Origin of the sequence: Arthrobacter sp. MYb224 (genome assembly GCF_002975455.1) — a bacterium.
In the GTDB taxonomy this organism is placed as follows: Bacteria; Actinomycetota; Actinomycetes; order Actinomycetales; family Micrococcaceae; genus Glutamicibacter.
On the sequence record NZ_PCPU01000007.1, the window covers coordinates 39,831 to 53,140 of the forward strand.

12 protein-coding genes are annotated in these 13,310 nt (G+C 60.8%); 8 read left to right on the forward strand and 4 right to left on the reverse strand.

The annotated features are described in order from the left end of the window. The first annotated feature begins 70 nt into the window (after positions 1–70). The 4 genes from CQ017_RS13675 (at position 71) to CQ017_RS18245 (ending at position 4,120) form a co-directional block, all read left to right on the forward strand. On the forward strand, positions 71–1,063 hold the full coding sequence (locus CQ017_RS13675) for a DUF1852 domain-containing protein (protein ID WP_105554159.1): 993 nt from the start codon (positions 71–73) through the stop codon (positions 1,061–1,063). 17 nt (positions 1,064–1,080) lie between these two features. After that, on the forward strand, positions 1,081–2,121 hold the full coding sequence (locus CQ017_RS13680; RefSeq protein ID WP_096289050.1) for a methionine synthase: 1,041 nt from the start codon (positions 1,081–1,083) through the stop codon (positions 2,119–2,121). A gap of 297 nt (positions 2,122–2,418) precedes the next feature. Further along, positions 2,419–2,991, forward strand: a complete 573-nt coding sequence (locus CQ017_RS13685) for a YdeI family protein (RefSeq protein ID WP_105554160.1) — start codon at positions 2,419–2,421, stop codon at positions 2,989–2,991. 184 nt (positions 2,992–3,175) lie between these two features. Continuing rightward, positions 3,176–4,120: a hypothetical protein gene (locus CQ017_RS18245; protein WP_219843946.1), complete on the forward strand. Its 945-nt coding sequence runs from the start codon at positions 3,176–3,178 to the stop codon at positions 4,118–4,120. A 106-nt stretch (positions 4,121–4,226) separates the two neighbouring features. On the opposite strand, the gene CQ017_RS13695 is transcribed toward CQ017_RS18245, so the two are convergent. Then, a complete protein-coding gene (locus tag CQ017_RS13695; RefSeq protein WP_105554161.1) occupies positions 4,227–4,436 on the reverse strand; it encodes a hypothetical protein in 210 nt (69 codons plus the stop codon). Between the two features lie 182 nt (positions 4,437–4,618). On the opposite strand from CQ017_RS13695, the gene CQ017_RS13700 reads away from it, so the two are divergent. Further along, positions 4,619–5,554 carry a 2-hydroxyacid dehydrogenase gene (locus CQ017_RS13700; protein ID WP_146112490.1) on the forward strand — a complete coding sequence of 312 codons (936 nt, stop codon included), beginning with the start codon at positions 4,619–4,621 and terminating at the stop codon, positions 5,552–5,554. A 62-nt stretch (positions 5,555–5,616) separates the two neighbouring features. Further along, entirely contained in the window at positions 5,617–7,149 is a 1,533-nt protein-coding gene (locus CQ017_RS13705) for a deoxyguanosinetriphosphate triphosphohydrolase family protein (protein WP_105554163.1), read from the forward strand. Positions 7,150–7,170: 21 nt separating this feature from the next. Here CQ017_RS13705 and CQ017_RS13710 read toward each other — a convergent pair whose 3' ends face one another. After that, complete coding sequence (locus CQ017_RS13710; protein WP_105554164.1) at positions 7,171–7,782, reverse strand: maleylpyruvate isomerase family mycothiol-dependent enzyme; 612 nt, start codon at positions 7,780–7,782, stop codon at positions 7,171–7,173. A gap of 283 nt (positions 7,783–8,065) precedes the next feature. Between CQ017_RS13710 and CQ017_RS13715 the strand changes: the two genes are divergently transcribed. Further along, positions 8,066–8,494: a hypothetical protein gene (locus CQ017_RS13715; RefSeq protein ID WP_146112491.1), complete on the forward strand. Its 429-nt coding sequence runs from the start codon at positions 8,066–8,068 to the stop codon at positions 8,492–8,494. 96 nt (positions 8,495–8,590) lie between these two features. Here CQ017_RS13715 and CQ017_RS13720 read toward each other — a convergent pair whose 3' ends face one another. Together CQ017_RS13720 and CQ017_RS13725 are read right to left on the reverse strand one after the other, a co-directional pair. Then, a complete protein-coding gene (locus CQ017_RS13720; protein WP_096289064.1) occupies positions 8,591–10,813 on the reverse strand; it encodes an NADP-dependent isocitrate dehydrogenase in 2,223 nt (740 codons plus the stop codon). Positions 10,814–11,019: 206 nt separating this feature from the next. Beyond that, complete coding sequence (locus CQ017_RS13725) at positions 11,020–11,631, reverse strand: TetR/AcrR family transcriptional regulator (protein ID WP_096289066.1); 612 nt, start codon at positions 11,629–11,631, stop codon at positions 11,020–11,022. A 150-nt stretch (positions 11,632–11,781) separates the two neighbouring features. Between CQ017_RS13725 and CQ017_RS13730 the strand changes: the two genes are divergently transcribed. Beyond that, on the forward strand, positions 11,782–13,239 hold the full coding sequence (locus tag CQ017_RS13730; protein WP_258133663.1) for an MDR family MFS transporter: 1,458 nt from the start codon (positions 11,782–11,784) through the stop codon (positions 13,237–13,239). Positions 13,240–13,310 lie beyond the last annotated feature (71 nt).

Here is a 13,310-nt window from a genome sequence, read left to right on the forward strand (position 1 = left end):
TCTCACTGCATGATGGACGCATCGACTTACTTTCGGCCGGCCCAGGCCACTGAGCACCAGATAGGCCACCATGGCAGACGCGTTCACCTTCAGCATCAGCACCACCAAATTCGACGAAGACTACACCCCCTGTGCGAGCTCACGAGTCACGACAAACTTCGCCAACCTGGCCCGCGGGGAAAACCGCCAGGAGAACCTGCGCAACGCTCTGACGATGATCAACCGCCGCTTTAATTCCCTGGCTCACTGGGACAATCCTCAGGGCGATCGCTATGAACTCGAGCTGGAGATCATCTCCGCCAATGTGCACTTCGACTCGGCGAACGCAGCGGAGCAGTTCCCGCTGCTTGAAGTCTTAGACACCACCATCGTGGACCGAGCCACCAGCACCCGCAGCCACGGCATGGTGGGCAATAATTTCTCTTCCTATGTGCGCGATTACGACTTCAGCGTGGTGCTTCCGGCGGCCGGCAACGGCTCCGGTGCCCCTAAATTGCCTGAAGATTTTGGCGAACTTCATGGCCAGCTCTTCCAGCACTTCCTGGATTCGCAGGCTTATCGTCAGCGCTTTGCGCAACTACCCGTGGTCTGCATCAGCGTCTCCACTTCCAAAACCTACTACCGCACGGGCAACAGCCACCCGGTCCTCGGCTTGGAATACCAGCAGGATGAGAACTCCCTGACCGATGCGTACTTCGGCAAGATGGGGCTGCGCGTGCGCTATTTCATGCCACCGGGCGCCGTCGCTCCGCTGGCGTTCTACTTCCGTGGCGACTTGCTCAACGATTACACCAATCTGCAGCTGATCAGCACCATCGCCACCATGGAGACCTTCCAGAAGATCTACCGCCCCGAGATTTACAACGCAAACTCCGCTGCACCGACCGTCTATCGCCCAAGCTTGGGGGCACAGGATTTCGCCCCGACCAGGATCTCCTACGACCGCGAAGAGCGCACCCGGCTCGGCGCAGTGCAGGGCAAGTACACCGCGGAGCACTTCATCACCCCGAACCGCGAATTGCTGGACCAGTGGGCCGCCACTTGCCCCGCTCCCGTCGCCTGAGAACCGAAAGACACACGATGACATCAAAGCTACTTCCCACCTCCATTGTCGGCAGCCTGCCCAAGCCTTCCTGGCTGGCGAAGCCCGAAACCCTCTGGTCTGATTGGAAGCTGGAAGGCGCACAGCTGCGCGAAGGCAAGCAGGACGCCATGCGCGCAGCGGTGCTGGAGCAGACCCGGCGCGGCATCGACATCATCAGCGACGGCGAGCAGACCCGCCAGCACTTCGTCACCACCTTCATCGAGCACCTGACCGGGGTCGATTTTGAAAAGCGCGAAACGGTGCGCATCCGCAACCGCTACGACGCGAGCGTGCCGACCGTAGTCGGTGCGGTGCGGCGTGAGAAGCCGGTGTTCGTTGAGGACGCGAAGTTCCTGCGATCGTGCACCGACCGCCAGATCAAGTGGACCCTTCCCGGCCCAATGACCATGGTCGACACGCTGTATGATGCGCACTACCGAAGCCGCGAGAAACTGGCCTGGGAGTTCGCGGCCATCCTCAACCAGGAGGCCAGAGAACTCGAAGCAGCCGGGGTGGACATCATCCAATTCGACGAACCGGCGTTCAACGTGTTCTTCGACGAGGTCGCGGACTGGGGCGTCGCCGCGCTGGAGCGCGCCTGCCAGGGGCTGAAAGCTGAGACCGTGGCGCACATCTGCTTCGGCTACGGGATCAAGGCGAACAACGATTGGAAGGCAACCCTCGGCGCCCAGTGGCGCCACTACGAGAAGTCTTTCCCACTGCTGCAGGCCTCGTCCATCAACACCATCTCCCTGGAGTCTCACCACTCCAATGTCCCGCTCGAGGTCGTTGAGCTGGTGCGCGGCAAAAAGGTCATGCTCGGCGCCATCGACGTGGCCAGTGAAACGGTGGAAACCCCCGAAGAGGTCGCGCAGACGCTGCGCAATGCACTTGAATTCGTCGACGCGGACAAGCTGGTGCCCAGCACGAACTGCGGCATGGCACCGTTCCCCCGCGACGTCTCGCTGGCCAAGCTGAGCGCGCTCAGCGCGGGAGCCGGCATCCTGCGCGAGGAGCTGGTTGCTGCACGCGTCTGAGCTGGCGACGGCCAATTCACGGATCGGCTTCATCTTGCACGCTAGCTCGCAGTCCCGCCTGCGGAAGGTCCTAGCAAAGTTCTTGCCTGGAAGGCCGAAAACCCATCAGCCCCGGCACCAGCCGGAGGCTGATGGGTCTCGCCGTTCCAGAGCCGGGAAATAGGGCCAATCTCTGACCCGCGTGTCGGCCACCACTGGACGGAAACAATCACCATTGCAGGGACCGGTCCAGAGCAATCGTCCCGGCGCCGGATGCATCCCTAGCGGCAATCAGCAACTAGGGGCAGGATAGATGGCATGGATCCTGACGATGCTTTGATTCTTCCCGACGTTGCCGCATGGCGGGCATGGCTCGATGAGCACGAAGAGACCAGCGACGGCGTATGGCTGGTTGTAGCGAAGAAAGGGACTACCACTCCGACTTCGCTGACTGTCACCCAAGCCCTGCCCGAGGCGCTATGCAGCGGATGGATTGATGCCATTCGTCGCAAGCGCGATGAGACGACTTTCCTCCAGCGCTACACCCCTCGGCGCAAGGCCTCTGTCTGGTCGGAGAAGAATACTGGATATGCCCAGGAGCTGATCGACCAAGGCCGCATGCGCCCGCGAGGGTATGCGGAGATCCAAAAGGCGAAGGACGATGGACGGTGGGAACGCGCGTACCAAGGCCAAGCCACCGCCCAGGTGCCGCAAGATCTCCAAGATGCGCTGGACCGCGCCCCGCTTGCTGCCAAGAATTTCGCCGCGTTGAAGTCCCAGCCGCGCTATCACATCCTGCACCAGCTGATGATTGCCCGGACCGAGAAGACCCGGAGCGCGCGGCTTGCCAAGTTCCTGGCCGAGCTGGAAGCCACCGACACCGAAGGCTGAGGGGCCAGCTCCCTGTCCACGATGCGCAAAACGGTCAACGATGCTACTTAGTGCGGTTCCGCCGCCTAGGCTGATTCTCCGGGTTCTCAAGTAATCGAGCCGAGGCGTCCTTGAGCGAACGGCGTTAGTCCCAACTGTCGGTAGGACATGTCAGCATTTAGTAAACCGCGATCGAAGGATATCAATGGACTCTCAGCTTCCTCTGCGAATACTTGAAGCCGTTGGACTGCTGCACCGCTTGGGCTACTACGGTCTGCGTGTTTTGCCCGGAATGAATGCCTCAGGTACGGCCTGGCGGATTGTTATTTTCAACGTCACGGAATGGAACCTCGAGGATGAGTTCGGCGACCCCTATAACGCCGAAGAGCGTTGCCTCTACTCCACCTCTGGCCAGAACGTCTTCAACAATGACATCCAATTTCCCGAAGACGTCAGCCATGTGAGCGTTGCGGAAGCAATTCTTGAGGCGATGCCGTCACTCCAGCGCAGTACCGGCAAGGAGAATGGAAACAAGCAATATACCGACTGGTACGCGATGCTTTTGTCCCAAGTTCATAGCCTGGCTGATCTCCCCGTTGCCTACGCCGACTACTTCGACGATTCACTCGGCTGGGAGCTGGGGTGGTGCAGCAGGCACCGTGTGCCAGCGCCGCCGAAGCACCTGCCTGCACCCACGCTCAGCAAACGCGCTGACAGCGACGAGCACTACGTGCTCGAGCTCTGCGACCAGGTGCTGGCGGCAAAGCGGACAGGCCAGCAAACGTTCCCTTGGCTCGTCGGCGATCCGTCGGCCAAGAATGGAAAAGTCAAGCCGCTACCGGTGGACGGTTACTGGGCTGAACTAGGAGTCGTCGTGGAATATCACGAAAGGCAGCACACCGAATCCGTGCCGTTCTTCGACGACAAAATCACGGCGAGCGGACGACGACGCGGCGAACAGCGCAGAATCTACGATGCCCGCAAAGCAGAACTTATTCCGGAGCACGACTTGAAGCTTGTCATCATTGATTTCACGGACTTCGGCAACAAGCGCGGCAAGATCGTTCGAAAGCCTGCTGAAGATTTGAGAATCGTCGAATCGATACTCGCGCAGGTTATGGAAGATTCCGCACGGAGTATCCCAAGATAAGGATCGCTGAACTACCAACGGTACCTATCGGAACTACAAGGCCAGGACGACACATCCGGATCTTCCGCAACGCCTTGGCCCCGAGGTGCCAACACGGCCGGCGATGCTATTTAGTGCGGATTGCTTCGGTGATGGTGGTTCCCACGTACAGCACGGCACCGGAGAGCAGCAGCAGCCCGCCGCTGATTCCGCCGCCCAGAATGAGGCTGGCGAGACCAAGAACCATCACCGTGCATCCCAAATACAGGAAGATCGACGAGCTGGTATTCGCCTGGGACTTGTTGGATGTTTTCACGTATTCTTCCGGCTGCGACATGCCTAAACTCTAACATCTTGATAATCAGCAGAACATCATGAAGCACCTGATTCGCCTAATCAGCGTGCGCTTCACACAAGGACAAGGCACTTGCACGGTTTGGCAAAGATGCGCAGAATAAGCTCCGAGGCTCGCACCAAAAAACATATGTCGCCGGTGTGACCAGTTCGGGAGGAAACCCTTTGACTTTACGAGTGCTTGTGCCCAATGGCCGGCTGGCAATGAAACTGGATCTGCCTGGCATCACTCCGATCTACTGGCACCTCAACGACTCGGACGAAGCAGCGCCGGAAGCAGATATGTTGATTACCGAGCGTCCGCTGCAAGTCGAGCGGCGAGCACGGGTTGCGCAGATTCCAGGACTGCGCCACGTGCACCTGCTCTCCCTTGGCTACGAATGGATCCTAGAGCATCTGGCTCCCGGCGTCAGCTTGAGCAATTCCCGCGGGGCGGTGGAAGACGCCACCGCCGAGCACACGCTGGCTTTGGTTCTGGCTTCGCTGCGCGAGCTTCCCGCGGCAGGAGCTCAACAGCTCAAGCGGGATTGGAATCCGCTCTGGGGCGGCACGCTCCATGGAGCCACCGTCTTGCTGTTGGGATTCGGCGGAGTCGGACAGGAAATCTACCAACGCCTGCTGCCCTTCAAACCCAAGGAGGTGTTCGCGGTGGCCAGCCGTGCTCGGCAGCTGGCAAATGGCACTCCGGTCCATGGGATCGATGAGCTGCCAGAGCTTTTGCCTCAGGCACAGGTCGTGATCGTGGCCCTGCCCGATGCCCCGTCGACACGCGGACTCGTCGATGCCGGGTTCTTGGCCCAAATGCCGGATCAGGCCCTGCTGGTAAATGTGGGACGCGGACCGGTTCTCGACTCCGACGCGCTGCTTGCCGAATTGCAGTCCGAGCGGCTGCACGCGGCATTGGATGTCACCGATCCCGAACCGCTGCCCGTTGCCCACCCCTTGTGGTCGGCCCCGAACTGCTTGATCACCCCGCATATTGCCGGAAATACCCTGATGTTCATCGACTTGGCCATGAACCTGGCCGTTGAACAGGCCCAACGCCTCGCCGCGGGAGACGATCCGCTGCATGTGGTCCGCGGCGCACTGCAGGAGAATTAGCCTCACCAATTTTCTCTCCTTGCCTGCTCCCCGGGTTCCGATCGCCTAGGCTGGTTCCTACGATGGATATCAGGCAGAAAACCCATGACACCGGCGGCCGGGAACGCGCGATCGACGAGGCTAACCGTACAGGTGAGGACGAGTTCCGCATCGATATCGAGCGCATTCGATTCTCCCCGTACTTCTCGCGCCTCTCGGCGGTGACCCAGGTGATTCCGCAGGCGGGTTCGGGCACCACCGTGCACAACCGGTTGACGCACTCCTTGAAGGTCTCCGCGGTGGCCCGCACCATCGCGATCCGCTTGCGCACCGCAGATGAGCCAACCCGAAAACTCGTCGCCGAGCTCGGCGGCTGCGACCCCGTGGTCGTGCAGGCGGCGGCCGCGGCCCACGATTTGGGCCACCCGCCATTCGGGCATTTGGGTGAGCAGGAATTGGATCGTGTTGCCCGCAATACCTTGGGGTTGCCCGACGGCTTCGAAGGCAACGCGCAGACCTTCCGCATCCTCACCGCGCTGGATAGCTGCGATGCCACACCACGCGGGATGAATCTGACCCGTGCCGTACGCGGCGCGGTGCTGAAATACCCGTGGACTCGCAACGAATGGCGCACTATGGCTCCGCTCGCCCCGGAAATGCTGCCCCGCGGGGTGGGGACCGACCCGGCGGCGGGAGCCTTGAAGTACTCCGCCTACGACATCGAGGCCGCCGAAATGCGCGATGTGCTCTCGGTGTTCCCCGCCATCGGCAAATTCCAGCAGACCCTGGAAAGCTCCGTGATGGATATCGCCGACGATATCGCCTACGCGGTCCACGACCTCGACGATTTCTACCGTGCAGGGATCTTGCAGTACACCACCGTTTCGGCCGAGTTCCGTGCCTGGCTCGATCAAACGGTGCAGCTAGCTGCCATGCGCCAGGCCGACCTCGACCTGCGCAAGCCGGGCCACGCCTTGGAATCCACCTGGCGGCGCGCCTTTGCAAAGGACCCGTGGATCGCCGACGCGGAGGCCTTCCGCGCCTCGGTGCAACGCGTGGGCCATGACCTGGTCGAGGGGCTGCTGGCGGTTCCTTATGATGGCGGTCTGGAGGCGGATCGGGCGGTCACCGCTTTCACCCGGCGCTGGATCGACCGGCTGCAGGAATCCGTCACGGTGGAACGCAATCCGACGATCCGCAGCGGACACGTCCGCCTCACCAAGGAGGCCTGGCACGATGTGGGCGTGCTGAAGTTCGTGCACTCGCGCTTTGTGCTGGACCGCTCGGATTTGGCCGTGTACCAGCGTGGCCAGACGCGCATCGTCAGGTCTTTGGCCGAGGGCTTCCATAGTTGGCTCAACGACGCGGAGGATGCCGCCCGTGCCCCGCGCCGGCTGCTCGATTCGGTGGAAGCCGCCACCGACGAATACCGTCAATTGCGCGCGCACTCCCCCGAGCTTTTCTTGCAGGCCGGACCGGATGAGGTGCAGCGTTTGGGCCAGGCCCGAGCGATCGTGGATTACATTGCCTCGTTCACCGATGCCCAGGCGGTCTCGCTGAATGCCTTGCTGGCAGGTACGGCGGATAACCTCTGGGAGGCCGGGCGCGGGCTGTAGCTCGCCGAAGCCATTGCCCGACTAAAGCAACTCGATGCCGGGTCCGGAGAGGCTGCCCTCGCGCGCCTCGCGGGCGGTGGCGATCATCAGCAGCTCTAGCGCCGGGCCACGGACTTCGGGTCCGGTGCCAAAGATGACGCCCGCATCTTCGGCCACGAGGCTGACGCGTTGGGCCAGTTCCTTCGCGCCGCCAAAGGACTGGCTCGTCCGGGTCTGGTAGCGAATAGCCGCGGTGACGGCCTGCGCCGGATAGCTGCGGGTGATCCCCAAGGGCCTGCGGATATCTTCGCCATGGGCGACTTCTTCGACGAGTCGGCTGGCGAGCGGGGCCGGCGGCCCGCTCTTGCGCACAGCTACCTCGCGCAGCCGCTGCAAGGTCAGTTGCGGAGTCGCGCCCTTTTCCGCGGCGACTCCATTTGAGTTTTGCCGGTCGAAATCAAAGCGCGCCCGGAGCATGGCGAGCAGCAGCCCAGGGGTGGTGGTGCGCGCGTTGTTCACGAGATGAGCGGCGACGTCGTGAACCGTCCACCCCGAGCACATCGATGGACGCTCCCACTGCTCCGGGCTCAGGACGGACAGGTCATCGATCAGTGCATTGCGTTCGGCATGTACTAGTTCCCAGACTTCTTGCATAGGTAGAGTCTGGCAGTTGGAGCCACGCGAAACAACACGCGTGGTGTGCCACAGCGTCGGCCAACACCTTGGAGGAAGCGTTCACTCGCCATGTGCCAGCGGGCAATCATCCCGTGCGCTCGGAGGCACAGACCATCACTTTCTTGGACAACGTATGTTCGCCGCTCAATCGGTCGGACACCGCCGGAGCTCTCTACCGTAGTTTTACTTTTAGTGGCTAGGCTAATAAGCGGCCCCTCGTGGGCTTGCTCCGAAACCAACTCAGCGAGGAATGAAATTGAAGTTGAGACCTCTCGCAGTCGTGGCTGCGGCACTTGCCGTGGCGACGCAGCTGGCTGCTTGCGATGCCACAGGTGACATACGGCCAGCTGGATCGAACGACGATGCCCCGCCGTCCTTGCAGGGCCATGAGATCGCCGTATTATCTACGGTTGTTCAGAACAATAATCAAGAAATTTCCATCGGCCGCGCTATCGCCGGCGGTCGCTATTCGATTGCGGTCCGGTGCAACGGTCAGGACCAAGCAACACACATCCCCTGGGCTGGCGGCACCGAGAACAATCGAGGCCAGCTGGAGATTCTTTGCTCGCCAGAGAGCCCGGTCAGGTACGCAGAGATCGAGCTTCCTGACTACGCCGAGGCCGTCTCATTCCAGCTTCAGCAGCTGCGCGCCAGCGAAGTGACCATCTCGATTGCCGCGGTCGAAGGCTGATCCTGGAAACTCTATGCACGAGTTCAGATACTTCAGGTTAAAACCGTGGGCACCAACTCTTTCGAGTTGGTGCCCACGGTTTTTGGCCGGCTAGGACTACTTGGTCAGCAGTTCCAGCGTCTTGTTCAGGGTGGCGCTTGGACGCATTACGGTTGAGGTCTTGGCCTCGTCCGGACGGTAGTAACCAGCGATATCCACTGCCTTGCCCTGGACCTCGGCAAGCTCGGAAACGATTGCTTCCTCATTCTCGCCCAGTGCCTTGGCAACTGCGGAGAAGGCCTCAGCAAGCTGAGCGTCCTTGTCCTGCTTGGCCAGTTCTTCTGCCCAGAACTTAGCCAGGTAGAAGTGGCTGCCACGGTTGTCCAGCTGGCCAACCTTGCGCTTTGGCGACTTGTCTTCCAACAGGAAGGTGCCGGTCGCGGCATCAAGGGTGTCAGCCAGCACCTGAGCGCGGGCGTTGTCATTGGTGGTGGCCAGGTGCTCGAAGGAAGCGGCCAGGGCCAGGAACTCGCCGAGCGAATCCCAACGCAGGTGGTTTTCGTTCACCAGCTGCTGGACGTGCTTTGGAGCCGAACCACCGGCACCGGTCTCGAACAGCCCGCCGCCGGCAAGCAGCGGAACGATCGAGAGCATCTTTGCCGAGGTGCCCAGTTCCAGAATTGGGAACAGGTCGGTCAGGTAGTCGCGAAGCACGTTGCCGGTCACCGAAATGGTGTCCTCGCCACGGCGGATACGTTCGATGGTGTACTTGGTGGCCGCAATCGGATCCAGGATCTCGAGGGTCAGGCCGGCGGTATCCAGATCCTTGAGGTACTCGTTGACCTTGGTGATCAGCACCGCGTCGTGCGCGCGCTTTTCATCCAGCCAGAATACGGCCGGGGTGGCCGAGGCGCGGGCACGGTTCACGGCAAGCTTGACCCAGTCGCGGATGGCAACGTCCTTGGTCTGGCAGGCACGCCAGATGTCACCGGCGAAGACCTGGTGCTCGATGAGGACCGCGTCGTTCTCGTCCAGGATCTGGACGTGGCCGTTGGCCGCCAGTTCGAAGGTCTTGTCGTGGGAGCCGTACTCTTCGGCCTTCTGAGCCATCAGGCCAACGTTTGGCACGGTGCCCATGGTGGTTGGGTCAAAGGCGCCGTTTGCACGGCAATCCTCGATCACGGTCTGGAAGACGCCCGAGTAGGAGGAGTCTGGCAGGACTGCCAAAGTCTCGGCTTCCTTGCCATCTGGGCCCCACATCTTGCCGCCGAGGCGGATCATTGCTGGCATCGAAGCATCAACGATCACATCCGAAGGGACATGCAGGTTGGTGATGCCCTTGTCGGAATCGACCATGGCAACCGCTGGGCCCTCTTCAAGTCCCTTGGCGATCAGCTTCTCCACACCGGCGCGCACGTCGTCGGAGAGCTCGTCCAGTCCGGCGATGATGGCCGCCAGGCCGTTGTTCGGGTTCAGGCCGGCTGCTGCCAGCTCGTCGCCGTAGGTCTCGAAGAGTTCGGCGAAGTACGCCTTGACGACGTGTCCGAAGATGATTGGGTCCGAAACCTTCATCATGGTGGCTTTCAGGTGTGCCGAGAAGAGCACTCCTTCTTCCTTGGCGCGGGCCACTGCGTTCTTCAGGAATTCGGACAGTGCCGCCACGTGCAGGACGGTGCCGTCGATGACTTCGCCTTCGAGGACCTTGAATGGCTTCTTCAGAACCTTGACTTCTCCGTCTTCGCCCACGAAGCGGATGGAGATGCTCTTGTCCTTGTCGATGACGACGGACTTCTCGTTCGAGGCGAAGTCATCGGCGGACATGGTGGCGACATTGGTCTTCGAGTCGGCTGCCCAGGCACCCATGGAGTGCGGGTACTTGCGTGCGTAGTTCTTCACGCTCAACGGCGCACGGCGGTCCGAGTTGCCTTCGCGCAGCACAGGGTTCACTGCCGAGCCCTTGAGCTTGTCGTAGCGTGCGCGGACGTCGGTGTCCTCATCCGAGGATGGGTTTTCCGGGTAATCCGGAAGCGCGTAGCCGGCTGCCTGGAGCTCGGCGATGGCGACCTTCAGCTGCGGGATGGAAGCCGAGATGTTCGGCAGCTTGATGATGTTTGCCTCTGGGGTCTTGGCCAAATCGCCAAGCTCTGCCAGGGCATCGGAGATGCGCTGTTCCTCGGCGAGGTAGTCCGGGAAGGTGGCGATGATGCGTCCTGCCAGCGAAATGTCGCGGGTCTCAAGTTCAACACCGGCGGTCGACGCGAAGGCCTCCACGATCGGCAGGAACGAGTGGGTTGCCAGCATCGGGGCTTCGTCGGTGTGGGTGTAAATAATCTTGGCCATAGGTGTGGCGTCTCCCTGAACGTCGTGCGGAAGCGGGCTAACCGCCCTAAACTCAACGTTCCAAACTTACCTGATTTTAGCCTGCACCACACTTTTGGGTGCCCAGATTTCCCCGGGCAGCACAGCGTTTAGCCCCGAAATGCCGGGATGAATAACGGTAGAGCAGTTCGTCACATTTAAGTTAATGCGCAATAACTCAAAGCGGGCTATGGCGTCTTTTCGGCGCTCGGAGCGGGCAATGAAGCGATTTGCGCCAGACCCAGTACCGCCTTCTCAAAAAGTTCAGCAGGCTTTGAATCAATTCCCGCCCGTTCTTCATGGGCGAAACATTGCCACGCAACGCGCCAGGTAGTCGCCAGCATTTCGGCAAGCAGCAGGGCTTGGATCGAATCCAGCAGCTCGCGGTCAATCAACGATTGGCTCAGCGCTACGACCAGTTCCTGCTCACGCCGCGTGGCGATCATGAGCAGCTTCGGATCCTGCAGCATGAGCCTTGAGATCCTGCGGAATTCATGGTGCCTGACTTCAACGCTGAAGTGCCCGCGGCACACTTCGAGCAGTGCGTGAAAAATTTCTGCGGCGGAGCTTCCCGGGGTCATTTCGGCGGCGACGAGCGCGTTGATCAGTTCTCGCTGGCCCGGAACTATAGCGGATTCCTTGGAATCGAAATAGCGGAAGAAGGTGCGGTCCGAGATCCCTACGCGTTCGGAGATCCGCGCCACCGTGATGGCCTCTAGCCCCAAGCTTTCGACAAGGTCGAGGGTCGCGGCCTGAATCTCCCGTTTGGTCGCGGCTTTGCGTTCGTCACGAATTCCCATTGAGCTCCCCCTGTCATTCTGCGTGCATTTATCGTCCCATGACCGCACGGCGAAAACTTATTTCCTGTCACAGTCTGCCAGTTCTTCTTACGAAATTCTGTCACTCTGTGACAGAATTTGAAAGTTGACATCACCTAGAAAGAGGAATCCGTGACTTCCGAGCGCACCGAAATCAAGGCCGAGTCCGCCCCTCCGCGGCCTGAGAAACCCGAACTGACCACGAAACAGCTCACCGGAATCATCGGCGCACTGGCACTTGCCGCCTTCCTGATGATCCTCAATGAGACCGTGCTGACCGTGGCGTTGCCCGGAATCATGTCCGACATGAATATTTCGGCGGCGGCCGGCCAATGGCTCACCACCGGATTCCTGCTCACCATGTCCGTGGTCATTCCCACCACCGGCTTCCTGCTGCAGCGTTTCAGCACCCGCTCGCTGTTCATCTTCGTGCTGTCCAGCTTCTTCATCGGCACGCTGCTCGCCATCTTCGCCCCGAGCTTTGCCGTCTTGCTTGCCGCCCGAATCATCCAGGCTATTGGTACCGCGATCGTTTTGCCGTTGCTGATGACCACCACCTTGACGCTAATTCCAATGCACAAGCGCGGCGCGGTGATGGGCCTGAACTCCATCGTGATCTCCGTCGGACCGGCAGTCGGCCCAACCGTATCCGGCGCGATCGTCCACGCTTGGGGATGGCACTACATCTTCGTCCTGATGGCCCCGCTATCGATGATCATCCTGGCCTTGGGCATCATCTTCCTCAAGCTTCCCTCGAATACGCGCAAACTTCCCGTTGACGTGATCTCCGTGATTCTTTCCGCGCTTGCATTCGGTCTGCTTGTTTACGGAATCTCCACCATCGAGAAGGCCAGCGAAGACATGCTGCTCACCGTGGCAACCTTCGCCATCGGCTTGGTCTCCCTGGCCCTATTTATCAGGCGCCAGATTCGCTTGACCCGCGAGGGCAAGGAATTGCTGAACCTCACCCCGTTCACCTCGCGAACCTTCACCTTCGCAATTCTGATGATCATGATCGCCTTCGGCACCTTGCTCGGCTCGATCATGATGGTTCCGATCATCCTCGAATCCGGCAAGGGCATCAGCTCCCTGGCAATCGGCATGATGCTGCTGCCGGGCGGCCTGGCCCAGGCCATCGTTTCGCCCATCTTTGGTCGCATCTACGACAGGCACGGACCACGCCCGGTGCTGATCCCCGGTGCCATCATGCTCGCGCTGGGACAGTGGATGTACGTTTCGGTCACCACCGAGACCGAGCTATGGATGTTCATGCTCAGTCACAGCGTCTTCTCGATTGGCCTGGCACTGCTCATGACCGGCTTGATGTCTTCGGCCATGGCCTCGGTGAATCCACGCCTCTACGGCCACGGCTCGGCCATCTTCAACACCGGCCAGCAGCTCGGCGGTGCCATCGGCACCACCATCTTCATCACCGTGCTGACGGCGCTCTCAAACGCCAAGCTCCAAGAGGGCGCCGAGCTTGCCGAAGCCTTGTTTGCCGGCGCCCACGCTGCCTTCATCGTTGGTGCGTTGCTCGGCACGGCCGGCGTGGTGCTTTCCCTCTTCGTGAAGGTTGAAAAGCGCGGCTAGCCACGATTGCCCGAAGCGCGGGCAAAATTGCGCGGGGTTCAGCAGCCAGTGGCTGCGGAACCCCGCGCTCT